Source organism: Streptomyces sp. NPDC059582 (assembly GCF_042735715.1).
Taxonomy (GTDB): Bacteria; Actinomycetota; Actinomycetes; order Streptomycetales; family Streptomycetaceae; genus Streptomyces.
This window is the reverse complement of the sequence record NZ_JBHWCC010000004.1, coordinates 99,566-121,816: the sequence shown is the minus strand read 5'-3', so window position 1 is coordinate 121,816 and position 22,251 is coordinate 99,566. Positions and strand designations below refer to the sequence as shown.

The 22,251-nt window shown below is 72.2% G+C and carries 19 protein-coding genes; 11 read left to right on the top strand and 8 right to left on the bottom strand.

Annotation, left to right across the window (positions count from 1 at the left end; all coding sequences use genetic code 11):
* Positions 1-70 precede the first annotated feature (70 nt).
* The gene (locus tag ACFV0T_RS05580; protein ID WP_385774752.1) at positions 71-1,114 is read left to right on the top strand and encodes a zinc-dependent alcohol dehydrogenase family protein; all 1,044 of its coding nucleotides are present in this window, start codon (positions 71-73) and stop codon (positions 1,112-1,114) included.
* On the opposite strand, the gene ACFV0T_RS05575 is transcribed toward ACFV0T_RS05580, so the two are convergent.
* The 3 genes from ACFV0T_RS05575 to ACFV0T_RS05565 form a co-directional block, all read right to left on the bottom strand.
* Positions 1,095-1,685 (bottom strand): GNAT family N-acetyltransferase, encoded by a 591-nt coding sequence (locus ACFV0T_RS05575; protein WP_385774750.1) that lies wholly within the window; start codon positions 1,683-1,685, stop codon positions 1,095-1,097. The two genes, ACFV0T_RS05580 and ACFV0T_RS05575, sit on opposite strands and share 20 nt — an antisense overlap.
* Before the next feature lie 72 nt (positions 1,686-1,757).
* Positions 1,758-1,958, bottom strand: a complete 201-nt coding sequence (locus ACFV0T_RS05570; protein ID WP_385774748.1) for a helix-turn-helix transcriptional regulator — start codon at positions 1,956-1,958, stop codon at positions 1,758-1,760.
* A gap of 434 nt (positions 1,959-2,392) precedes the next feature.
* Entirely contained in the window at positions 2,393-3,310 is a 918-nt protein-coding gene (locus ACFV0T_RS05565; protein ID WP_385774746.1) for a sugar phosphate isomerase/epimerase family protein, read from the bottom strand.
* 123 nt (positions 3,311-3,433) lie between these two features.
* Here ACFV0T_RS05565 and iolC point away from each other — a divergent pair, with 123 nt between their 5' ends.
* From iolC to mmsA, 5 genes are read left to right on the top strand one after another with little or no spacing between them, the layout of a single operon-like run.
* Positions 3,434-4,384, top strand: coding sequence for a 5-dehydro-2-deoxygluconokinase (gene iolC, locus ACFV0T_RS05560; RefSeq protein WP_385774744.1), 951 nt, complete (start codon positions 3,434-3,436; stop codon positions 4,382-4,384).
* 59 nt (positions 4,385-4,443) lie between these two features.
* Complete coding sequence (locus ACFV0T_RS05555; protein ID WP_385775099.1) at positions 4,444-5,328, top strand: deoxyribose-phosphate aldolase; 885 nt, start codon at positions 4,444-4,446, stop codon at positions 5,326-5,328.
* A gap of 7 nt (positions 5,329-5,335) precedes the next feature.
* Positions 5,336-6,160, top strand: coding sequence for a 5-deoxy-glucuronate isomerase (gene iolB / locus ACFV0T_RS05550; RefSeq protein ID WP_385774742.1), 825 nt, complete (start codon positions 5,336-5,338; stop codon positions 6,158-6,160).
* Complete coding sequence (gene iolD / locus ACFV0T_RS05545) at positions 6,157-8,049, top strand: 3D-(3,5/4)-trihydroxycyclohexane-1,2-dione acylhydrolase (decyclizing) (RefSeq protein ID WP_385774740.1); 1,893 nt, start codon at positions 6,157-6,159, stop codon at positions 8,047-8,049. The genes iolB and iolD overlap by 4 nt, the downstream gene beginning before the upstream one ends.
* 14 nt (positions 8,050-8,063) lie before the next feature.
* Entirely contained in the window at positions 8,064-9,566 is a 1,503-nt protein-coding gene (gene mmsA, locus ACFV0T_RS05540; RefSeq protein ID WP_385774738.1) for a CoA-acylating methylmalonate-semialdehyde dehydrogenase, read from the top strand.
* Positions 9,567-9,639: 73 nt separating this feature from the next.
* Here mmsA and ACFV0T_RS05535 read toward each other — a convergent pair whose 3' ends face one another.
* Positions 9,640-10,485, bottom strand: coding sequence for a hypothetical protein (locus ACFV0T_RS05535; protein WP_385774736.1), 846 nt, complete (start codon positions 10,483-10,485; stop codon positions 9,640-9,642).
* Positions 10,486-10,869: 384 nt separating this feature from the next.
* Here ACFV0T_RS05535 and ACFV0T_RS05530 point away from each other — a divergent pair, with 384 nt between their 5' ends.
* The gene (locus ACFV0T_RS05530) at positions 10,870-12,270 is read left to right on the top strand and encodes an APC family permease (protein WP_385774734.1); all 1,401 of its coding nucleotides are present in this window, start codon (positions 10,870-10,872) and stop codon (positions 12,268-12,270) included.
* A 15-nt stretch (positions 12,271-12,285) separates the two neighbouring features.
* Here ACFV0T_RS05530 and ACFV0T_RS05525 read toward each other — a convergent pair whose 3' ends face one another.
* Complete coding sequence (locus ACFV0T_RS05525) at positions 12,286-12,732, bottom strand: GNAT family N-acetyltransferase (protein ID WP_385774732.1); 447 nt, start codon at positions 12,730-12,732, stop codon at positions 12,286-12,288.
* A gap of 116 nt (positions 12,733-12,848) precedes the next feature.
* On the opposite strand from ACFV0T_RS05525, the gene ACFV0T_RS05520 reads away from it, so the two are divergent.
* Both ACFV0T_RS05520 and ACFV0T_RS05515 read left to right on the top strand, forming a co-directional pair.
* A complete protein-coding gene (locus tag ACFV0T_RS05520; protein WP_385774730.1) occupies positions 12,849-15,491 on the top strand; it encodes an alpha/beta fold hydrolase in 2,643 nt (880 codons plus the stop codon).
* Positions 15,488-16,360 (top strand): ABC transporter permease, encoded by an 873-nt coding sequence (locus ACFV0T_RS05515; protein WP_385774728.1) that lies wholly within the window; start codon positions 15,488-15,490, stop codon positions 16,358-16,360. Before ACFV0T_RS05520 ends, ACFV0T_RS05515 begins: the two co-directional genes overlap by 4 nt.
* A 60-nt stretch (positions 16,361-16,420) precedes the next feature.
* Here ACFV0T_RS05515 and ACFV0T_RS05510 read toward each other — a convergent pair whose 3' ends face one another.
* Positions 16,421-17,374 carry an IS481 family transposase gene (locus ACFV0T_RS05510; protein ID WP_385774726.1) on the bottom strand — a complete coding sequence of 318 codons (954 nt, stop codon included), beginning with the start codon at positions 17,372-17,374 and terminating at the stop codon, positions 16,421-16,423.
* Positions 17,375-17,804: 430 nt separating this feature from the next.
* Between ACFV0T_RS05510 and ACFV0T_RS05505 the strand changes: the two genes are divergently transcribed.
* On the top strand, positions 17,805-18,482 hold the full coding sequence (locus tag ACFV0T_RS05505; protein ID WP_385774724.1) for a class I SAM-dependent methyltransferase: 678 nt from the start codon (positions 17,805-17,807) through the stop codon (positions 18,480-18,482).
* Here ACFV0T_RS05505 and ACFV0T_RS05500 read toward each other — a convergent pair.
* Both ACFV0T_RS05500 and ACFV0T_RS05495 read right to left on the bottom strand, forming a co-directional pair.
* Positions 18,452-18,985, bottom strand: a complete 534-nt coding sequence (locus tag ACFV0T_RS05500; protein ID WP_385774722.1) for a hypothetical protein — start codon at positions 18,983-18,985, stop codon at positions 18,452-18,454. The two genes, ACFV0T_RS05505 and ACFV0T_RS05500, sit on opposite strands and share 31 nt — an antisense overlap.
* Entirely contained in the window at positions 18,982-20,280 is a 1,299-nt protein-coding gene (locus ACFV0T_RS05495; protein WP_385774720.1) for a molybdopterin-dependent oxidoreductase, read from the bottom strand. The genes ACFV0T_RS05500 and ACFV0T_RS05495 overlap by 4 nt, the downstream gene beginning before the upstream one ends.
* 389 nt (positions 20,281-20,669) lie before the next feature.
* Between ACFV0T_RS05495 and ACFV0T_RS05490 the strand changes: the two genes are divergently transcribed.
* A complete protein-coding gene (locus ACFV0T_RS05490; RefSeq protein ID WP_385774718.1) occupies positions 20,670-22,217 on the top strand; it encodes a von Willebrand factor type A domain-containing protein in 1,548 nt (515 codons plus the stop codon).
* The last annotated feature ends 34 nt before the right edge of the window (positions 22,218-22,251 follow it).

The following is a 22,251-nucleotide window of genomic DNA, read 5'->3' as shown; positions in this document are numbered from 1 at the left end:
CGAGGGCGCGGGTTGATCCCCGGAGTGGCCGGCTCCGGGGCCCGTACCCGGCGGAGGCGAGGACGGACGCATGCGAGCTGTGGTGTTCGAACGGTACGGGGAGCCGGCCGAGGTGCGGGAGGTGGCCGACCCGCGGCCCGCGGAGCACGGGGTGGTGGTGCGGGTGGCGGCCACCGGGCTGTGCCGCAGCGACTGGCACGGCTGGCAGGGACACGACCCGGACATCACCCTCCCGCACGTCCCGGGGCATGAACTGGCCGGTGTGGTGGAGGCGGTGGGGCCCCGGGTGACCGCCTGGCGCCCCGGCGACCGGGTCACCGTGCCGTTCGTCTGCGCCTGCGGCACCTGCCCGGCCTGCGCGGCGGGCGACCAGCAGGTGTGCGAGCAACAGACCCAGCCGGGCTTCACCCACTGGGGTTCCTTCGCCCAGTACGTGGCCCTGGACCACGCCGACGTGAACCTCGTCGCCGTCCCCGACGGGATGTCCTTCGCGACCGCGGCCGCCCTCGGCTGCCGGTTCGCCACGGCGTTCCGTGCGGTCGTACGGCAGGGCCGGGTGGCGGCGGGGGAGTGGGTCGCGGTGCACGGCTGCGGCGGCGTCGGCCTGTCGGCGGTGATGATCGCGGCGGCGTCCGGGGCGCGGGTGGTGGCCGTCGACGTGGCACCGCAGGCGCTGGACCTGGCGCGGAAGTTCGGCGCGGCGGAGTGCGTGGACGCCACCCGCACGGCGGACACGGCGGCGGCGATCCGCGCGCTCACCGGCGGCGGCGCCCATCTCTCCCTGGACGCCCTCGGCTCCCCGGCGACCTGCGCGGCCTCCGTGAACTGCCTGCGCCGCCGCGGCCGGCACATCCAGGTCGGCCTGCTGCCCTCACCGGACGGCACGACCCCCGTCCCCATGGCCCGCGCCGTCGGCCTGGAGCTGGAACTGCTCGGCAGCCACGGCATGCCGGCGCACGGCTACGCCGCGATGCTGGAGCTCGTCGGCGCGGGTGTCCTGCGCCCCGACCTGCTGGTGACGTCGACCATCCCGCTGGACGCGGTGCCGGACGCGCTGGCCGCGATGGGGACGGCACCCGGGGCCGGGGTCACGGTCATCGACCCGTGGAGCTGACCGCGCGGTCCTCGGGCCGGCCCCGGTGGACGGCCCACTCCCGGTCGAGAACCCCCATGATCACCTCGTCCACCCATTCGCCGTCCCGCAGCGCGGCCTCCCGCCGCGCCCCCTCCACCACGAATCCGGCCTTCTCATAGACGCGCCGGGCCCGGTGGTTGTTGCCGTACAGCTCCAACTGGACCCGGTGCAGACCTAGTTGCTCGAAGGCGTAGCCGACGATCAGCCGGGTGGCCTCGGTGCCCAGGCCGCGGCCGCGACCTCGCGGGCCCACCAGGGTGCGGAAGGTGCAGCCGCGGGCCTGCGGGTCCCACTCGTACAGGACGACCTCGCCGACGAGTTCGCCGGTGGCCCGGTCGGTGACGGCGAGGTCGAGCCGGTCGGGCTGCTCGGCCCGGCTGCCGTACCAGGAGCGCACCCGGTCGAGGGTGAGTTCGCTGTTCGGCGTGAAGGTGAAGCGGACGACCTCGGGGTCGCCGATGATCTCCCACATGGTGTCGGCGTCGTCCTTGGTGAAGGGTCGCAGCACGGTCCTCGCACCGGTGAGCACGGGTTTGACGGAGAAGTCCATACGACGCACTGTGCCCCACGCGAGGGTGGGGCACAGAAGGGTTTTTCGGGGTGCGGGCTCGCCCCCGGCCGCTCAGTCCGGCCGGCGGCCCCGGTTCCCGGGCCGGGACGCGACCCACGCGCGGACGGTCTCGGCGTACCAGTAGGGCTTGCCGCTCTCCACGTGGTCGGGCGGCGGCAGCAGTCCGTGCTTGCGATAGGACCGTACGGTGTCCGGCTGCACCTTGATGTGCGCCGCGATCTCCTTGTACGACCAGAGCCTTCGGTCGGTCATGAGTTGCACCTCCCTGCGCGCGCCGCAGCGGCGGCCGGGGCCGGCCGTCGGGGGAGCCGGGCGCGGCGCTGGCGATCACCAGCGTGTGTCCCATGAACGACACAGAGTGAGGGCGGGGCCTTGCCTGTCGACCGGGTGTGACACGAAACCCGCGTACACGCGACATCTGTGACAGAAGGGAGGCCTTTGTGACAGACCCAACGCACAACCACCCTTCGTCAGGGGCGCGGGGAACTGCGCGACAAGCCACCCGCGACCCGCGCCCGCCCGACTCCCCGTCAGGGGTGCGGGGAACTGCGCGACAAGCCACCCGCGACCCGCGCCCGCTCGACTCCCCGTCAGGGGCGCGGGGAACTGCGCGACAAGCCACCCGCGACCCGCACAGGCCCACTCGCGGAACCCCGCAGACGAGAAGCCGCCCCACCCCCGGAGGGTTACGCCCCGCAAGACCTCAGGAACGCCCGCGTCCGCTGAGCGATCGGCAGCGGCCGATCCGGCTCGCACGGGTACATGTCCTGCTCGACGATCGCGAAGAGGTCCACGTCCAGCCTCTGCGCCGCCTCCAGCACCGGCCCCAGCGCGGGCACCCCGGACGGCGGTTCGCACATCACCCCGCGGGCCACGGCCGGCCCGAACGGGATCTCCTGCGCCCGCACCTCCGCCAGGATCTCCGGGTCGACCTGCTTCAGGTGCAGATAGCCGATGCGCTCGCCGTACGTCTCGATCAGCTTGACGCTGTCGCCGCCGCAGTACGCGTAGTGCCCGGTGTCCAGGCACAGCGACACCAGGTCGGAGTCCGTGCCGTCGAGGAAGCGGACGACGTTCTCCTCGCTGTCGATGTGGGTGTCGGCGTGCGGGTGGACGACGATCTCCAGCCCGTACCGCTCGCGCACCTCCCGGCCCAGCCGCTCGGTCTGCGAGGTGAGATCACGCCACTGCCCCGGCGTCAGCGTGTCCGGCTCCAGCACCTCGCCGGTCTTGTCGTCCCGCCAGAAGGACGGGATGACGACCAGGTGCCGGGCGCCCATCGCCTGGGTCAGGGCGGCGATGTCGGACACGTGGGCCCAGGTCTTGTCCCAGACGTCCGGCCCGTGGTGCAGCCCCGTGAACACCGTGCCGGCCGACACCTTCAGGCCGCGCCGCGCGGTCTCCTCGGCGAGTACGGCGGGGTCGCTCGGCAGATAGCCGTACGGACCCAGTTCGATCCACTCGTAGCCGGCGTCGGCGACCTCGTCGAGGAAGCGCTGCCAGGGCACCTGCTGCGGGTCGTCCGGGAACCAGACGCCCCACGAGTCGGGCGCCGAACCGATGCGGATACGGGAGAGTGAGGACTGAGGTGACGACGAAGTCATGGCCGTCAGCGTGCGGTCCCCGGCAAGGGGGTGTCAAGCTCTGGTCCGAATGTCTGGACAAAACATTGACAGGGCTCGGGGTCCGGCATTAGAACCGGTGGAAGTCGAAGCGAAGGGAACCCGATGGCGTACGACCTGATCACCATGGGGCGGATCGGAGTGGACCTCTATCCGCTGCAGGCGGGTGTCCCCCTGGCCCAGGTGTCGGCCTTCGGGAAGTTCCTCGGCGGTTCCGCCACGAACGTGGCCGTCGCCGCGGCCCGGCTCGGCCGGCGGACGGCCGTGATCACCCGGACCGGTGACGACCCGTTCGGCGCCTATCTGCACGAGGCGCTGCGCGGCTTCGGCGTCGACGACCGCTGGGTCACCCCGGTCCCCGGGCTGCCGACCCCGGTCACCTTCTGCGAGGTCTTCCCACCGGACGACTTCCCGCTGTACTTCTACCGGCAGCCCAAGGCGCCCGACCTGGAGATCCACGCCCACGAACTCGACCTCGACGCGGTCCGCGAGGCGAGCGTCTTCTGGGTCACCGGCACCGGCCTGAGCGAGGAGCCCAGCCGGACGGCGACGCTCGCGGCCCTCGCCCACCGCGCCAAGGCCGGCACGACGGTCTTCGACCTCGACTGGCGCCCCATGTTCTGGAGCGATCCCGACACCGCCCGCCCCTTCTACGCCGAGGCCCTGCGCCACACCACCGTCGCCGTCGGCAACCTCGACGAGGTGGAGGTCGCCACCGGGGTGCGCGAGCCGCACGCCGCCGCCCGCGCCCTGCTGGCGGCCGGCGTCGAACTCGCCGTCGTCAAGCAGGGCCCGAAGGGCGTCCTCGCAGTCAACCGCGAGGGTGAGTCCGCCGAGGTCCCCCCGCTGCCGGTGAACGTCCTCAACGGCCTGGGCGCCGGCGACGCCTTCGGCGGCTCGCTGTGCCACGGCCTGCTCAACGGCTGGGACCTGGAGAAGACCATGCGCTACGCCAACGCGGCCGGCGCCATCGTCGCCTCCCGCCTGGAGTGCTCCTCCGCGATGCCGACGCCTGACGAGGTCGACGCGGCTCTCGCCGCCGGAGCGGTGCTGTGAGGGCGGGCCACGTCGGAGGGGTCCGGCACGAGGGCGGCTCCGGAGCCGGCCTCGCGCGCGTGGACGTCGCCGAACTCGTCCGCGTCCGCACCCAGCACCCCGAGGCGATCGCCGAGGCCGCCGCCCGCCGCCACCGCAGGTCGCTGCTCGGTGACAACGGCCGGCTGATGATCGTCGCCGCCGACCACCCGGCCCGCGGCGCCCTCGGCGTCGGCGACCGCCGCCTCGCCATGGCCAACCGCGCCGACCTGCTGGAACGCCTGTGCCTGGCACTGTCCCGCCCCGGCGTGGACGGGGTCCTCGCCACCGCCGACATACTCGACGACCTGCTGCTGCTCGGCGCCCTCGACCACAAGGTCGTCATGGGCTCCATGAACCGCGGCGGCCTCCAGGGCGCCTCCTTCGAGCTCGACGACCGCTTCACCGGCCACCGCCCCGAGGACATCCACCGCCTCGGCTTCGACGCGGGCAAGCTGCTGCTGCGCATCGACTACGACGACCCGGGCTCCCTCACCACGCTGGAGTCCACCGCCCGCGCCATCGACGCGATGGCCGAGCGCAGGCTCCCGGTCTTCGTCGAGCCGTTCATCAGCCGGCGCGGACCGGACGGACGGCTGCGCAACGACCTGAGCGCGGACGCGGTCACCAGGTCCATCGCCATCGCCTCCGGCCTGGGCGGCAGTTCGGCCTACACCTGGCTGAAGGTGCCGGTCACCGAGAACCCCGACGACATGGCCCAGGTCATGGAGACCTCCACGCTGCCCGCCGTCCTCCTCGGCGGCGAGGTCGGCGGTTCGGTCGAGGAGCAGGTCGCCGCCTACGAGAAGTGGCGCGGCGCGCTCCGACTCCCCACCGTGCGCGGCCTGGTCGTCGGCCGCTCGTTGCTGTACCCGGCGGACGGCGATGTGGCCGCCGCCGTGGACACCGCCGTAGGACTGCTGTGAGGGCCGCATGACCAGCACCGACCTGCACCTGCCCCGAGGTGCCACCGCGAACGCCTGGTACGCCGTCGACATCGACCCCGAGCGGGCCGGCTGGACGCACAGCAGCCTGCGCATCGTGGAGTTGTCACCGGGCGGTACGCATGCGTTCACCGCGGGGGACAGTGAATGGATCATTCTTCCGCTGGAAGGCGGATGTACCGTACAAATTGAGCACGACGAGTTCCAACTCCTGGGCAGGGACAGCGTGTTCGGCGGGGTCACCGACTTCGCCTACGTGCCCCGGGACACCCAGGCACAGATCGCCTCCGGCGCGGGAGGCCGCTTCGCCCTGGCAGGAGCGAAGTGCGAGCGACGACTCCCCGCCCGCTACGGCCCCGCGCCGGAGGTCCCCGTCGAGCAGCGCGGCAGCGGAGGCTGCGCCCGCCAGGTGCGCAACTTCGCCTCCGCCGACGCGTTCGACTGCGACCGGCTCATCGCCGTCGAGGTCGTCACACCCGGCGGCAACTGGTCCTCGTACCCGCCGCACAAGCACGACGAGCACCGGCCCGGCGAGGAGTCGCAGCTCGAGGAGATCTACTACTTCGAGATCGACGGCCCGAACGGTTTCGGCTATCAGCGCGTATTCCCCTCACGCGCGGGCGGATCCGACGTCCTCGCGGAGGTCCGCTCCGGCGACGCCGTCCTCGTTCCCGACGGATGGCACGGCCCGTCCATCGCCCAGCCCGGTCACGCCATGTACTACCTCAACGTCATGGCCGGTCCGGGCGGGACGCGGGAGTGGCGGATCTGCTTCCACCCGGACCACGTAGAAAGCACAGGGGGTTACCGATGACCTCGACGACTTCGACGACGAGGCTCACGGTCGCGCAGGCGCTCGTGCGTTTCCTGTCCGCCCAGTACACCGAGCGGGACGGGCACCGGCAGCGGCTGATCGGCGCGACCTGGGGCATCTTCGGCCACGGAAACGTCGCCGGTGTCGGCCAGGCGCTCGTCGAGTACGCCGACGACATGCCCTACTTCCAGGGCCGCAACGAGCAGTCCATGGTGCACGCGGCGGTCGGCTACGCCCGCCAGTCGAACCGGCTGTCGACGCACGCCGTGACCACCTCCATCGGACCGGGCGCGACCAACCTCGTCACCGGTGCCGCGCTCGCCACGATCAACCATCTGCCGGTGCTGCTCCTGCCCGGCGACGTCTTCGCGACCCGCGCCGCCGACCCGGTCCTCCAGCAGCTGGAGGTGCCGTACGCGGGCGATGTGTCGGTCAACGACTGTCTGCGCCCGGTGTCGAAGTACTTCGACCGGATCACCCGCCCCGAGGCGCTGATCCCGGCCGCCCTCCAGGCGATGCGGGTGCTCACCGACCCGGTGGAGACGGGCGCGGTCACGCTCGCCCTGCCGCAGGACGTGCAGGCCGAGGCGTACGACTGGCCGGCCGAGTTCCTGGCCGAGCGCACCTGGGTGGTCCGCCGTCCGGGCGCCGACCCGACCGAGCTCGCCGAGGCGGTCCAGGTGATCCGCGCCGCCCGGCGGCCGCTGCTGGTCGCGGGCGGCGGTGTGCATCACAGCCGGGCCGAGGAGGCGCTCGCGGAGTTCGCCGCGGCCACCCGCATCCCGGTCGCCTCCACCCAGGCGGGCAAGGGCTCCCTGCGCTACGACCATCCGCAGGACGTCGGCGGCATCGGCCACACCGGCACGGCGACCGCCGACGAACTCGCCCGCACGGCCGACCTGGTGATCGGCGTGGGGACCCGGTACACCGACTTCACCACCGCCTCCCACACCTTGTTCACGGGCGACGGCGTGCGTTTCCTCAACCTCAACATCGCCGCCTACGACGGCCACAAGCTCGGCGGCCTGCCCCTGATCGCGGACGCCCGCAGCGGCCTCCAGCAGCTGGCCGAGGCCCTGGCCCTGCACGGGCACGGGGTCGGCGACGGGTACGCCGCCGAGTACGGCGAGGACAAGGAGCGCTGGGAGCAGCGCGTCGACGCCTGCTACGAGGCCGACGAGCCGGACATACGGCCCACGCAGCCGCAGGTGCTGGGGGCCCTGGACGCCCTCGTCGACGACACGGACGTGATCATCAACGCGGCCGGCTCCCTCCCCGGGGACCTGCACAAGATGTGGCGCGCCCGCTCGCGCGACCAGTACCACCTGGAGTACGGCTACTCCTGCATGGGCTACGAGATCCCGGCCGCGATCGGCGTGAAGCTCGCGGCGCCCGACCGCCCGGTGTGGGCGCTGGTCGGCGACGGCACGTATCTGATGATGCCGACGGAGATCGTCACGGCCGTGCAGGAGGGCATCGCGATCAAGCTGCTGCTCGTGCAGAACCACGGCTACGCGTCCATCGGCGGTCTGTCGGAGTCGGTCGGCGGCGAGCGGTTCGGCACCGCCTACCGCTACCGGTCCGGCGAGGGCACGTACACCGGGGCGCCGCTGCCCGTCGACCTCGCCGCCAACGCGGCCAGCCTCGGCATGCGGGTGCTGCGCGCCAAGACCGTCCGCGAACTGCGCGCGGCGCTCGCCGAGGCGCGGGCCGCCGACACTCCCACATGTGTCTACGTGGAGACCGAAACCGCAGACACAGTGTCGGGCGCGCCTCCGGCGCAGGCCTGGTGGGATGTACCCGTGGCCGCGACCGCGACCCGATCGTCGGCGGTCAAGGCACGTGAGCTGTACGAACGGCACGTCTCCACCCGACGCCGCCATCTGTGAAGGAGCAACTGGGCATGACGAAGATCGTCAACCACTGGATCGGCGGCAAGACCGTCGAAGGCGCGTCGGGTACGTTCGGGCCGGTCACCGACCCGGCGACCGGCGCGGTCACCACGAAGGTCGCGTTCGCGACGGTCGACGAGGTGGACGCCGCCGTCGCCGCCGCGAAGGACGCCTGGGCGACCTGGGGCACCTCGTCGCTGGCCAGGCGGACCGCGATCCTGTTCAAGTTCCGCGCCCTGCTGGACGCGCACCGCGACGAGATCGCCGAGCTGATCACCGCCGAGCACGGCAAGGTCCACTCGGACGCGCTGGGCGAGGTCGCGCGCGGTCTGGAGATCGTCGAGCTGGCGTGCGGGATCACCGTGCAGCTGAAGGGCGAGCTGTCGACCGAGGTGGCCTCCCGGGTCGACGTGTCCTCGATCCGGCAGCCGCTGGGCGTCGTCGCGGGCATCACGCCGTTCAACTTCCCGGCGATGGTCCCGATGTGGATGTTCCCGATCGCCATCGCGTGCGGCAACACGTTCGTGCTGAAGCCGTCCGAGAAGGACCCGTCGGTCTCGCTGAAGCTCGCCGAGCTGCTCGCCGAGGCGGGCCTGCCGGACGGCGTGTTCAACGTCGTGCACGGTGACAAGGTGGCCGTCGACCGTCTTCTGGAGCACCCGGACGTCAAGGCCGTGTCCTTCGTCGGCTCGACCCCGATCGCCCGCTACATCCACACCACGGCCTCCGCGAACGGCAAGCGCGTCCAGGCTCTGGGCGGCGCCAAGAACCACATGCTGGTCCTGCCGGACGCCGACCTGGACGCGGCCGCCGACGCCGCCGTGTCGGCCGCCTACGGCTCCGCCGGCGAGCGCTGCATGGCCATCTCCGCCGTCGTCGCGGTCGGCTCGGTCGGCGACGAGCTGGTGGCGAAGATCCGCGAGCGCGCCGAGAAGATCAAGATCGGCCCCGGCAACGACCCGGCCTCCGAGATGGGCCCGCTCATCACGAAGGCGCACCGCGACAAGGTGGCCTCGTACGTCGAGGGCGCGGCGGCCGAGGGCGCCGAGGTCGTGCTCGACGGCACCGGATACACCGTGGACGGCTTCGAGGACGGCCACTGGATCGGTATCTCGCTGCTCGACCGGGTGCCGACCGCCGCGAAGGCCTACCAGGAGGAGATCTTCGGCCCGGTGCTGTGCGTGCTGCGCGCCGACACCTACGAGGAGGGCGTCGCCCTCATCAACGCCTCGCCGTTCGGCAACGGCACCGCGATCTTCACCCGGGACGGCGGTGCCGCCCGCCGCTTCCAGCTGGAGATCGAGGCGGGCATGGTCGGCGTGAACGTGCCGATCCCGGTGCCCGTGGGCTACCACTCGTTCGGTGGATGGAAGGACTCGCTCTTCGGCGACCACCACATCTACGGCAACGACGGCACGCACTTCTACACCCGCGGCAAGGTCGTCACCACGCGCTGGCCCGACCCGTCCGAGGCCCCGGCGGGCGTCGACCTGGGCTTCCCGCGCAACCACTGACCGCGGCCCGGCCGTAGGGCCCGCGATGCCCCGTCTCCCCGTGCCGGGAGGGCGGGGCATCGCCGGGCCGGGCTCAGCTCTGCTGCTCCTGGGCCTTCTTGATCGCCTCGGTGAGGTCACCGGTCTGCGCGGCCGGCGGCGCCTCGACCTCGGCCGTGGCGCCGAACTTCTCGAAGTCCATGGTGACCGTGGCCGTCCCGAACTTCTGCTTCATGCGCACCGGCAGGTCCTTGTCGCCGACCCACACGTCCATGGTGACGGAGGCGGCGCCGCCGGTGGCGGAGCCGAAGAGGTTGTCGGTGTTGCCGTAGGCCTCCTTGAACTTCCCCATGTGCGCCTTGTCGACCACGGCCCGGTAGTGGGTCGTGCTCTGCCCGTCGACAGTTTCCTTGCCGAGGTCCTCGACGTCGTTGGCGTACTTGAGGCCCTTCATGGACGCCGAGGGGCTGCCGGCGGAGCTGCCGCTGAGCGCCTGCGAGCCCTTCTCGCCGAAGACGGCCGACGCGTCGACCTTCATCCACTCCTTGCCCTTGAGGGGGCCGGTGGCCTGCGGGTCGACGTCGTAGTAGTAGGCGCCGTCCACGAACAGCATGCGGATCGTCGGGGACGTCGTCAGCTGCTGCATCTGCGCGGCCTGGGCGTCCATCTCGACGTCGAAGGCGTACCCGTCGCCCCAGCTGTACGTGCCCTCCATGGTGACCGGCTTGCCCGTGCCCAGGTCGGTGGACATCTTCACCTCGGCCGAGCCGACCTGCTCGGTGCGGTCGGTCGCCCGGGTGAGCGCCGCCATGATCTTGTCGGTGTTGCCGGCGACCCCGTCGGCCGCCTTCTTGGCCGTCTCTCCCGCGCCGCACGCGGAGGTCGCCATCAGCGCGGCGGCCGTGAACCCCACCCAGGCCGCTGTGTACCGCAGCTTCATCTGTCCCCACCCGTAACTGTGATTCGACTGTGCTGCGGACTCTAGTGGTACCTACTGACATTCTCGCGACCGTATTTGCGGTACGGATACGTAAACCGGACGTTTCTCTCGTCCGCATTCCGGACGCCTTCACGTTTTTTTTGACGCGACCGCTGCGATTCTCGTACGGACGTCAGGCGGGCAACGGGCTGGCCCAAGTCATGTATTCGCGATCAATCGCCGCTTCGGGCCACGAATTCCGAAGGTAAACAGCTATTGACGCGCCGGTTTTCGTCGGGGTTCCATGCGGCATCGGGAGCGACCGAAGAGATGAACGACCCAAGCCGCCGGAGGCGATAGCGCTCCCGCCCGCAGCACCTCGCACAAGTCGATCGGAACCGCCGCATGACCGACACGCTCCGCCCTGTCGCCACCGCCGTCGCAGAGGCCCCGGACAGCAGTCCCCGGACACTGAAGCGTTCCATCGGAGTCGTCGGCGGCACGCTGCTCACGCTCTCCTGCGTGACGCCGGCCTCCACGCTCTTCGTGGTCGTTCCCGATCTGTTCGGCTCGCTCGGCACGGCCACCGCCCTGACGATCGCCATCGGCTCCCTGCTCTGTATCGCCGTGGCGTTCTGCTACTCGGAACTGGGCACCCTCATCCCCAGCGCCGGCGGTGAGTACGCCATGGTGTCGACGATGGCCGGCCGCCTCGCCGGCTGGCTGGTCTTCGTGCTGTCCCTGCTGGTCGTCATGATCGTCCCGCCGGTGATCGCGATGGGCACCGCCGACTACCTCGCGCCGATCGTCCACCTCGACCCCTCCCTGGCGGGCGCCGGTGTGATGCTCCTCGCCACTCTGGCCGGCCTGCTCGACCTGCGCGCCAACGCCTGGATCACCGGAATCTTCCTGGTCCTGGAGGTCATCGCGGCGGCCGTCGTGGCGGTCCTGGGCTTCGCCCACAGCGAGCGCGGCGCGGGCAGCCTGGTGTCGATGCAGGTGGCGGGCGCGCACGGGCACACGGACACCGTGACGGCCATGCTGGTCGTCTCCGGCCTCGCCATCGCCCTCTTCGTCACCCAGGGCTTCTCGACCGCCGTCTACCTCTCCGAGGAGCTGGAGAACCCGCGCCGCAACGTCGCCCGCACGGTCCTGGCCACCCTCGCCATCTCCACGGTCATCATCCTGGTCCCGGTCGTCGCGATCACCATGGGCGCCTCCGACCTGTCGACCCTGACCGGCGGCGACATCAGCTCCATGGTCACCGCCTGGTCGAACTCCGCCGTCGGCACCTTCGTCAGCCTCTGCGTGGCCCTCGCGATCATCAACGCGGGCATCGTCATGGTCATCCAGAACTCGCGGGTGCTGTTCGCCTCGGCCCGCGACAAGGCCTGGCCCGAGCCCGTCAACAAGGGCCTCTCGCGGCTCGGCCGCTTCGGCTCGCCCTGGGTCGCCACCCTGCTCGTCGGTGTCCCCGGCGCCCTGCTCTGCTTCGTCAACCTGGACACCCTGTACGGCGTGACCGGCGTGTCGGTGACGGCCATGTACCTGCTCGTCGCGATCGCCGCCCTGCTCGCCCGCCGCGGCGCGCACCGGCACACGCCCGCCTGGCGCATGCCGCTGTGGCCCGCCATGCCCGTCCTGCTGATCGTGGTCCTCGCCTACGTCCTCAGCCGCCAGGAGACGAGCTACCTCCTGTGGACCGGCGGCATCACCGCCGTCGCCACTCTCTACTGGGCCTTCTACCTGCGCCCGCGCCGCGACACCCGCTGGCTGGTGTCCATCCCGGAGGACGCGCGCGCCTGAGCCCGGCGCGGCGGCTCAGCCCGGCGCGGCTCCCTCGAAGTCCCACGTCACCACCGCGCACGTCCCGTCGTCCTCGCCACCCGCGCTGCGGTAGGTGGCGAGGGCGACGTCGTTCCCGGTGTCGATCAGCACCCACATGCCGTAGCAGCCGAGTTCACGCCCCAGGGCCGCCAGCCGCCCGATCAGCGCCCGCCCGATCCCCCGGCGCCGGTACGGCCGGGCGACCGCGAGCTCGTACAGGAACATCTCGGCGCCCTTGTCGGGATGGACGGTCTCCACTCCGCTGACGAAGCCCACGGGCGCGACCGTGCCCTCCTCGTAGGCGAGCAGGAGATGGTGTCCGGCGGCGGTCAGGAACCGCTCGGCCCACTCGGTGCGGACGGGATGGTCGAAGAGGTGCTCTGCGGCGGCGACTTCGGCGACGGTGGCGGCCCGGCGAATCGCGTACTGGTCGGAGTTCACCGACGGTTCGTACCACGACTGCGGTACGGAACCACCCGCCTCTACGCCCGGGGGAGGGGCGGGCGCTCCGCCCCGGGGCTGCTTCGGATGTCGGTCGCGGCCCGTACCGTTGACGCATGGATCTTCGACTGCCCGTGCTGCGAGGGCCGCGGAAGCCACGGCGGCTGCCGGCCGCCGTGGCCGCCGTCGCCGTGCTCGCCGGTGCCGGGACATGGACGGCCGTCGCCTCCGACGCCGCGCCCGCGGTGCACCGCACCGACCGGGTCATGGCCGTCGACGGGGTGCGCCTGGACACCTCGTACTTCACCTCCTCGGCGTCCGGCCGCCGTCCGGCCGTCCTGCTGGCGCACGGCTTCGGCGGCAGCAAGGACGACGTCCGGCAGCAGGCGGAGGACCTGGCGAGCGACGGATACGCGGTACTGACCTGGTCGGCGCGCGGCTTCGGCAGGTCGACCGGCAGGATCGGGCTGAACGCCCCCGGGGGCGAGGTCGCCGACGTCTCGAAACTGATCGACTGGCTGGCGCGGCAGCCCCAGGTCCGGCTCGACAAGGCCGGTGACCCGCGCGTCGGCGTCGCGGGCGGCTCCTACGGCGGCGCGATCTCGCTGCTGGCCGCCGGACACGACGACCGGGTGGACGCCATCGCCCCGGCCATCACGTACTGGAACCTCGCCGACGCCCTGTTCCCCGACGGAGTGTTCAAGAAGCTGTGGACCGGCGTCTTCTTCAACGCCGGCGGCGGCTGCGACCGGTTCGAGACCGCGCTGTGCACGATGTACCAGCGCGTCGCCGAATCGGGGACCCCGGACAGCGCGGCCCGCGCGCTGCTGGAGGAGCGCTCCCCGTCCGCCGTCGCCGGCCGCATCAAGGTGCCCACCCTCCTGGTGCAGGGCCAGACCGACTCCCTCTTCCCGCTCGGCCAGGCCGACGCGGCCGCGCGGGCGATCCACGCAGGCGGCGCCCCCGTCGACGTCGACTGGATCGCGGGCGGCCATGACGGCGGCGACCTGGAGGGCGGTCGGGTCCGGGCCCGCGTGACGGCCTGGTTCGACCGCTACCTCAAGGGCGACAAGGGCGCGGACACCGGCCCCGCCTTCCGCGTCACCCGTACCGGAGGCGTCGACTCCACCGACGGCGCGGCCCGACTGCGCGGCGCGAGCGGCACCAGCTACCCCGGCCTGGAGAGCCACGAACGCTCGGTCGCGCTCACCGGACCTGAGCAGCGCTTCGACAACCCGGCGGGCGCCAGTCCGCCCGCGATCTCCGCCCTGCCGGGCCTCGGCACCGGCGGGCTCGCCCAGCTGTCGGCCCTGGGAGTCGGGGTGTCGTTCGACTTCCCCGGCCAGTACGCCTCGTTCGACTCGGCACCGGTGACCGACGACCTGACCATCACCGGCTCCCCGACCGCGACCGTCCACGTCACCTCGACCCGCGACGACGCCGTGCTGTTCGCCAAGGTCTACGACGTCGGCCCGAACGGCACCCAGCAGGTGCTGCCCGCGCAGCTCGTGACACCGATCCGGGTCGAGGGCGCCAGGTCCGGCAAGGACGTGGCGATCACCCTCCCGGCGATCGACCACCAGGTCCAGAAGGGCCACCGGCTCCGCCTGGTCCTCGCCTCGACCGACCTCGGATACGCCTCTCCGGCGGCCCCGGCGACGTACACCGTCTCCCTGAAGGGAGACCTGAGGGTACCGACCGCGCCCGCCGTGACGACCGCGGCCGCGACGCTGCCCGCATGGGTCTGGTGGCTGCCCCTGGCCGGTGCGGCCCTCGCCCTCGCCCTGCTGCTGACGGCCCGCGGGCGCACCACCACCCCCGCTCCCGACCCCGAACTGGCCGACGTCCCCCTCCAGATCACCGACCTCGGCAAGCGGTACGCGAAGTCGAGCGACCGGTACGCGGTCAAGGACCTGTCCTTCCAGGTGGAGAAGGGCCAGGTGCTGGGCCTGCTGGGCCCGAACGGCGCGGGCAAGACGACCACCCTGCGCATGCTGATGGGCCTGATCACCCCCGACCACGGCGAGATCCGCGTCTTCGGCCACGCGATCCGGCCCGGCGCGCCGGTGCTGTCCCGGGTCGGCGCCTTCGTCGAGGGCGCGGGCTTCCTGCCGCACCTGTCGGGCCGCGAGAACCTCGAGCTGTACTGGGCGGCGACCGGCCGGCCGGCCGAGGACGCCCACCTGGACGAGGCCCTGGCGATCGCCGGACTGGGCGACGCGCTCGCCCGCGCGGTGCGCACCTACTCGCAGGGCATGCGCCAGCGCCTCGCCATCGCCCAGGCCATGCTCGGCCTGCCGGACCTGCTCATCCTCGACGAACCGACCAACGGTCTCGACCCGCCCCAGATCCGCGAGATGCGCGAGGTGATGATCCGGTACGCGGCCGCAGGACGCACGGTGATCGTCTCCAGCCATCTGCTGGCGGAGGTCGAGCAGTCCTGCACCCACCTCGTGGTCATGGACCGTGGCCGGCTCGTGCAGGCCGGCCGGGTCGGCGAGATCGTCGGCTCCGGCGACACCCTGCTCGTCGGCACCGCCGGACCCGTCGAGGAGCCGGTCGTCGAGAAGGTGGCCGCGCTGCCCGGCGTCGCCTCGGCCGTACGCACCGACGACGGACTCCTGGTCCGGCTCGACGCGGACGGCAGCGCCCGGCGCCTGGTCGCCGAACTCGTCCGGCTCGACGTGCCGGTGGAGTCGGTCGGCCCGCACCGCAGGCTCGAAGACGCCTTTCTCACCCTGATCGGTGGTTCCGCATGAGCACGCTCACCGGGCACACGGAGCCCGTGGAGGTCGCCTCCGGCTACCGGGCGCACCGCACCCTGCCGTTGCGGGTCGAGCTGGTCCGCCAGCTCAAGCGGCGCCGCACGCTGGTCATGGCCGGCATCCTCGCCGCCCTGCCCTTCGTCCTGGCCGTCGCCTTCGCCATCGGCGGCGAACCGGGCGGCCGGGGCAACCAGGTCACCCTGATGGACACGGCCACCGCGTCCGGCGCCAACTTCGCCGCGGTGAACCTGTTCGTCTCCGCGGGCTTCCTGCTGGTGATCCCGGTGGCCCTGTTCTGCGGGGACACGGTGGCCTCGGAGGCCGGCTGGTCGTCCCTGCGCTATCTCCTGGCGGCTCCGGTGCCCCGCGGCCGCCTGCTGTGGTCCAAGCTCGTGGTCGGACTCGGCCTCAGCCTGACCGCGATGGTGCTGCTGCCGCTGGTCGCCCTCGCGGTCGGCACGGCCGCCTACGGCTGGGGCCCGCTGGAGATCCCCACCGGCGGCGAACTCGACGCCGGCACCGCCGCGCAGCGCCTCCTGGTGGTCGTGGCGTACGTCTTCGTCTCCCAACTGGTCACCGCCGGACTGGCGTTCTGGCTGTCGACGAAGACGGACGCCCCGCTCGGCGCGGTCGGCGGCGCGGTCGGCCTGACCATCGTCGGCAACGTCCTGGACGCCGTCACCGCCCTCGGCGACTGGCGCGACTTCCTGCCCGCGCACTGGCAGTTCGCCTGGGCGGACGCCGTGCAGCCGCGCCCGGAGTGGTCGGGCATGATCCAGGGGACGGCGATCTCATTGACGTACGCCCTGGTGCTGTTCGCCCTGGCCTTCCGGGGTTTCGCCCGCAAGGACGTGGTGTCCTAGGGCGTGTTCGGAAGTAGCGTCGTCCGCCCGGCGGGCCGGACGGGACTTTCGAAACACGCCCTAGCTGTGCTGTCCCGACAGGTTGGTGACGCGGCTGGCTGGGGTGTGGCCGCTGATTCCGGTGTGGGGTCGGTGGTAGTTGTACCAGTCCAGCCAGTCGGGGAAGGCTGCTTGTCGTTCGCTGTCTGAGGTGTAGGGCCGCTGGTAGGCCCACTCCTCGAGCAGGGTGCGGTGGAAGCGTTCGACCTTGCCGTTGGTCTGTGGCCGCCAGGGGCGGGTCCAGCGGGGGCTGATGCCCAGGTCGTGGCAGGTCTGACGCCAGGTGTTCTTGGTGTAGGCCCAGGCGTTGTCGGTCAGGACCCGCTCGACGGTGATGCCGTGGGCGCCGAACCAGGCCGTGGCGCGGGCCAGGAAGCCGGCGCAGGTGGCGGCCTTCTCGTCGGGGAGGTCTTCGGTGTAGGCCAGGCGGGAGTGGTCGTCCAGGGCGGTGTGCAGGTAGGCGAGTCCGACGCCGGTGCGGTTTTTGCGCCCGGCTGCCCGGCCGAGGGCTTTGTGGCCGCCGCCGTCGGGGATGCGGCCGAGTTTCTTGACGTCGATGTGGACCAGTTCGCCGGGGCGGGCGCGTTCGTAGCGGCGAACGGGTTCGCCGGTGGCCCGGTCGCAGGCGGCCAGAGCGGGCAGGTGGTGACGGGTCAGAATCCGGTGGGCGGTGGATGCGGTGATGCCGCAGCGAGCTGCCAGACGGACGGGCCCGATCCGGTGTTCGCGGCGCAGGCGGACGACCTGGGCCTCGATGGCGGCCGGGGTGCGGCGTGGCTGGTGGTGCGGGCGGCTGGAGCGGTCGTGCAGGCCCGCGGCGCCCAGTTGCCGGTAGCGGCCGGCCCAGCGTGCGGCGGTGGTGTGGCTGACCTGGAAACGTTCCGCGGCTCGGCGCAGCGGCCAGCCGTCGTCGACGACACACCGGGCCAGACGCAGCCTGCCGGTCGGCGTCAACGGGGCATTACGGTGGGACACGAGGGCCTCCTGAGTACCGGTGGAGATGTCGCAGTCCACACCGAACCCAGAAGGCCCTCACTTGTTCAAGCACCCAGCACGCGTGTCACCAACGTTCCGGGACAGCACACCTAGCACCCCCCAGCCGTACCCCGTGACCTGCCGGCGCCGGTGCCGGTGCCGGTGCTCGGGCCGGCCTCGCCGGCCGGCCCGCTGTGGACACGTGCCGGCGGCGGATCCGAAATCCCCTTCGGCGGCGTGACCCGGAGCTGACGACGTGTCGGCAGTCCCGGAGAGCAGGAGACGTCGAGCCGTCGCGACCTCTCCCGGGCAGCCGGGGCGGCTCGGCTCGCCCGTCCGGCATACCCGGCGGGCGGTCCGGGACAGGGCGTACTAGCGTCATCCGCGTCGCTCCAGCCATGACCAGAAAGTGACGACAACGGGGGAGTGTGTGAGCACCGCCGGTTCAGCGCAGGCAGGTTTTCCCGACCCCTGGAACAGCGCCGCGTGGGCGGACGCGGTCGGTGCGGGGGAGGGCGACCTGTCACTGCGCGACGGCGAGGGCTGGTGCATGCCTCTCGACGTCGAGAGGTGGTCCGGGCGACCGGACACCGGGGACCGGTCGGTGGTGGAGCGGTGCGCGGGCAAGGTGCTGGACATCGGCTGCGGTGGCGGGCGGTTCGTCGAAGCCCTGGCCTCGCGCGGGCACGACGTGCTCGGGATCGATGTGTGCCCCTCGGCCGTGATCTCGACGGTCTGCCGGGGCGGCGCCGCACGAAGCGGGTCCGTGTTCGATCCGCTGCCCGAGGAAGGCGCATGGGACACGGCACTGCTCATCGACGGGAACATCGGCATCGGCGGTGACCCCCGCCTGCTCCTGCGACGCGTCCGGGATCTCGTGAGCGACCAGGGACTGCTGATCGCGGAGACTTCCCGAGCCGACGTGGACGAACGCCGCCGGGTCCGCATCCACGCCGGGCGGCGGGCGGTGAGCCCCGACTTCCCCTGGGCCACCGTCGGCACCCACACGTTGACCCGGTACGCCGGCCTGTCCGGCTGGACGGTCGCCGAGCAGTGGATCACCACCTCGGTGGAGCGTCACTTCGTCGCCCTGCGCGCTCGCGCCTGAGCCCGGGCCGCCTTCCGTCGGGGCCGCAGACGCAGCCAGGTCCGCACGATCAGCACGAGGGCCGAGGCGAGGAACAGGGCCGCGGTGATGAGGAGCCAGCGGGGCAGGAACACCTCCGCGGACAGGCCGGTGGCCGGCGTGTAGTGGCCGTCCTGGCGCAGGATCAGCGGCCACCACACCAGGAACAGGGTTCCCGCGACGAACGCCGGCACGCGGACGTGGTTGACGCTCGGCCGGTGGGTGCCGCCGCCCGGCTCCTGCCTGCCACGGAACAGCCACTGAGTGCCGCGGTCGGTCACCGAGTAGCAGGGCAGCAGGACCAGGTCGTGCAGGAGCGCGGCCCCGACGAACCAGATGACCACGCCGAGGGTGTCGCCGTTCAGCAGCCTGATCCCCGCGTAGACGGCGAGGGCGAAGGAGGCGAGGACGAGCAGCAGATGGAGGGGGGAAGCGCCGTAGCGGTTGCGCAAGGCCGTGGCCCGGCCGCTCGCGGAGTGGTTCACGCGCGCTCTCCGAACGTGAGGCGGTGAACCCACTTGGTGTTGTGCACCCCTGGGGCGGCCGGGAGGATCACGCGGGCGGGATAGCCGTGGTCCGGTGAGAGGACTGCTCCATTGACGCGCAGCGCGAGCAGGGAACGGTGATCGCGGGTCTGGTTGGCCGCCAGCATGACCGAGGTGAACGCTCCGCCGCGCTGGACCGACTCCACCAGAGCCGGCGGGGTGTCCGTGCCGAGTCCGACGAGGGCGGCGAGATCCGTGAGGCGGATGCCGCTCCACCGCTGGTTCGGGGTGGACCAGCCTTCCACGCAGGCGATCGGCAGCTCCGCATCGCTCTGGGGCATCGCGAGGAGCATCTCGCGGGTCAGGACGACCTGCCGTCCACCGCCGCGGACGGTCAGCCGCCAGGCCGGGCCGATGTCACTCGGGCGGATCCCGACCGAGGCCGCGGTCTTGTTGATCGGGAAGCCGTTCGGCCCCGTGCCGGGGTCCCGGCCGTGCGGGGCGAGCAGGGCCGTCCGGCGCCACCAGCCGCCGACGCTCTGCCCGGCCGTCACCGCGAACAGCGCGAGCGACCCCGCTCCGACCATGGCGACCGCGCCCCGACGGGAGATCGTCGGGGATGACGGACGCGGTGACACGAGGCCTGCCGCCGTGTCCGAGTCGGGTTCCGGCTGGAAGCCGCGCCCGGCCCGTACGGCGCGCACCGCGCGGGGGAACCGGGCGGCGACGTGCACGACGAAGGCGCCGATGAACACCCACGCGCCGTAGAAGTGCAGGGGGTAGAAGGAGCCGGGGAAGACGTAGTCCAGCTGAATGTTCAGGATTCCGGTGACGAAGGTGAATCCGGCACCGCCCACGAGCAGCAGCAGCGACAGCCGCTCGAGAGCGTGAGCGGCCGAGCGTACCGGGGGCCATTCGAACAGTTTCGGGATGACCGACCACAGCTTCGCCAGGAGCACCGGGACCAGGACCACGCCCAGCACGGTGTGGACACCCTGCGTCAGCCGGTAGATCCAGTACGGCGATGTCGGCCAGGTGAACAGGTAGAAGCCCAGCAGGCCCTTGTCCGGCGTCGGGTCGTTGCGCGGGTCGAGGTCCGGGTTGTAGGACGCGTACGACAACAGGCCGGTCACGAACAGCAGTGTGACGCCGACCAGCAGGACCAGCCCGAACACCCCGGTCAGCCAGGGCCCCCGCAACGGACTGCGCCAGAACCCCGGACGGGCCGGCCCCGGCGGTGGACCCGCCGAGCGTGCCCGGTCCACGGCGCCGCGCAGCCGGTCGAGCGACGTCACACGGGGCAGAGCCGACGGCTTCGGTGCAACCGCGTCCGGCGGCCGCGCGGATCCGGCGTTCGGCCGGTCCCGCCCGCCGTTCGGCCGGTCTCGCCCGCCGTCGCCCGCCTCCATCCGGAACACCTCCACCATGCGCGAAAGCCACTTGACGGACATCGCTCGTGGGAGAACATTTCGTATCCGGGGCCCGGAAGGCTTCCGCGACACGCGCGATGCGGCGCCCAGGTCGACGGAAGGTCACCCACCGGTCTCGACGGGCCCCCGCCGTGCCCTCTTCGAGATTCATCCGCAACGCTCCATGACGCACGTTCCGGCACCCTCCGCCGTCACAGTCGCAGAAGGCCGTCGTCCACGGACGCCGGCGTCGACGACCGTAGGGGGCACGGCAGATGGGGACCTACCGAACTCGGCGGCTGCGCGGCGCGCTGCTCGCTCTCGCCGCCACCGGAGCACTGCTCACCGGTTGCGGCGCCGCCGGCGACGACAGCAGCGCGGACGGTGCGAACAAGGCCGAAGGAGGCCTGCCGGCACCCGCGCCCGCGCAGTCGCAGGGCGGCGGCGAACAGGGGCGGGACGACGGCAGCGACAGCGACGAGTCCCGGGACTTCGCCCCCGCACCCGACTACCTCTCCACCTTCGCGCTCGACGTCGACACCGCGTCGTACGGCTACGCACGCCGCTCCCTCGCCGACGGCCGCCGCCCGGACCCGTCGACGATCCGCCCGGAGGAGTTCGTCAACAGCTTCCGCCAGGACTACGAACGCCCCGACGGCAACGGCTTCTCGGTCACCGTCGACGGCGCCCGCACCGACCAGGACGGGTGGTCCCTCGTCCGCGTCGGACTCGCCACCCGTTCGGCCGGGGACACGGCCGAACGTCCGCCCGCCGCGCTCACCTTCGTCATCGACGTCTCGGGCTCCATGGACGAGCCGGGTCGCCTGGACCTCGCCCAGGAGTCCCTCGGCGTGATGACGGACGAGCTGCGCGACGACGACTCCGTCGCGATCGTCACCTTCAGCGACGAGGCCCGGCCCGTCCTGCCGATGACCCGGCTCGGCGGCCATCGCGGCCGGGTCCACCGGGCGGTCGACGGCCTGGAGGCGCTGGAGTCCACCAACCTCGGCGCGGGCCTGCGCACCGGCTACGCCACCGCCGTCGAGGGCCTGCGCGAGGGCGCGACCAACCGGGTCGTCCTGATCTCCGACGCGCTCGCCAACGAGGGCGACACCGACCCGGACTCCATCCTGGAACGGATCTCCACCGCCCGCCGTGAACACGGCATCACGCTCTTCGGCGTCGGTGTCGGCAGCGACTACGGCGACGCCCTGATGGAGCGCCTGGCCGACAAGGGCGACGGCCACACGGTGTACGTCTCGGACGAGGACGAGGCCCGCAAGGTGTTCCGTGATCAGCTCCCGCGGAACATCGACCTCACCGCCCGCGACGCCAAGGCCCAGGTCGCCTTCGACCCGCACACGGTCGCCCGATTCCGTCTCGTCGGCTACGACGACCGGCGGGTCGCCGACGAGGACTTCCGCGACGACCGTGTCGACGGGGGAGAGGTCGGGCCCGGCCACACGGTGACCGCCCTGTACGCCGTCCGCACCCGGCCCGGCGCCGACGGCCACCTCGCCACCGCGACGGTGCGCTGGCTCGACCCCGAGACCCGCGCACCGCACGAGGAGTCCGGCCGGTTGGAGACGGGCTCCCTCGGCCGCTCCGTGTGGAGTGCCGGCCCCCGCTTCCAGGTGACCGCGGTCGCCGCCTACTTCGCCGACGCCCTGCGCGCGGGGGACGACCGCTGGAGTTCCCTGCCCGGCGCCCCTTCCCTGGACGAGCTGGCCAGGCGCTCCGCCCGGCTGGCGTCGATCACCGAGGACGACGACGTGGCACAGCTCGGCACGGCCATCGCGTCGGCGGCCCGCCTCGACGAGTAGCGCGCGGCGCGGACGGCCGGGCGCCGCGCACGCA

What these genes read in the sequence shown, in the direction of transcription:
- ACFV0T_RS05580 (WP_385774752.1), top strand. Translation starts at nt 71, where the DNA reads ATGCGAGCTGTGGTGTTCGAACGGTACGGGGAGCCGGCCGAGGTGCGG.
- ACFV0T_RS05575 (WP_385774750.1), bottom strand. Translation starts at nt 1,685, where the DNA reads ATGGACTTCTCCGTCAAACCCGTGCTCACCGGTGCGAGGACCGTGCTG.
- ACFV0T_RS05570 (WP_385774748.1), bottom strand. Translation starts at nt 1,958, where the DNA reads ATGACCGACCGAAGGCTCTGGTCGTACAAGGAGATCGCGGCGCACATC.
- ACFV0T_RS05565 (WP_385774746.1), bottom strand. Translation starts at nt 3,310, where the DNA reads ATGACTTCGTCGTCACCTCAGTCCTCACTCTCCCGTATCCGCATCGGT.
- iolC (WP_385774744.1), top strand. Translation starts at nt 3,434, where the DNA reads ATGGCGTACGACCTGATCACCATGGGGCGGATCGGAGTGGACCTCTAT.
- iolB (WP_385774742.1), top strand. Translation starts at nt 5,336, where the DNA reads ATGACCAGCACCGACCTGCACCTGCCCCGAGGTGCCACCGCGAACGCC.
- iolD (WP_385774740.1), top strand. Translation starts at nt 6,157, where the DNA reads ATGACCTCGACGACTTCGACGACGAGGCTCACGGTCGCGCAGGCGCTC.
- mmsA (WP_385774738.1), top strand. Translation starts at nt 8,064, where the DNA reads ATGACGAAGATCGTCAACCACTGGATCGGCGGCAAGACCGTCGAAGGC.
- ACFV0T_RS05535 (WP_385774736.1), bottom strand. Translation starts at nt 10,485, where the DNA reads ATGAAGCTGCGGTACACAGCGGCCTGGGTGGGGTTCACGGCCGCCGCG.
- ACFV0T_RS05530 (WP_385774734.1), top strand. Translation starts at nt 10,870, where the DNA reads ATGACCGACACGCTCCGCCCTGTCGCCACCGCCGTCGCAGAGGCCCCG.
- ACFV0T_RS05520 (WP_385774730.1), top strand. Translation starts at nt 12,849, where the DNA reads ATGGATCTTCGACTGCCCGTGCTGCGAGGGCCGCGGAAGCCACGGCGG.
- ACFV0T_RS05515 (WP_385774728.1), top strand. Translation starts at nt 15,488, where the DNA reads ATGAGCACGCTCACCGGGCACACGGAGCCCGTGGAGGTCGCCTCCGGC.
- ACFV0T_RS05490 (WP_385774718.1), top strand. Translation starts at nt 20,670, where the DNA reads ATGGGGACCTACCGAACTCGGCGGCTGCGCGGCGCGCTGCTCGCTCTC.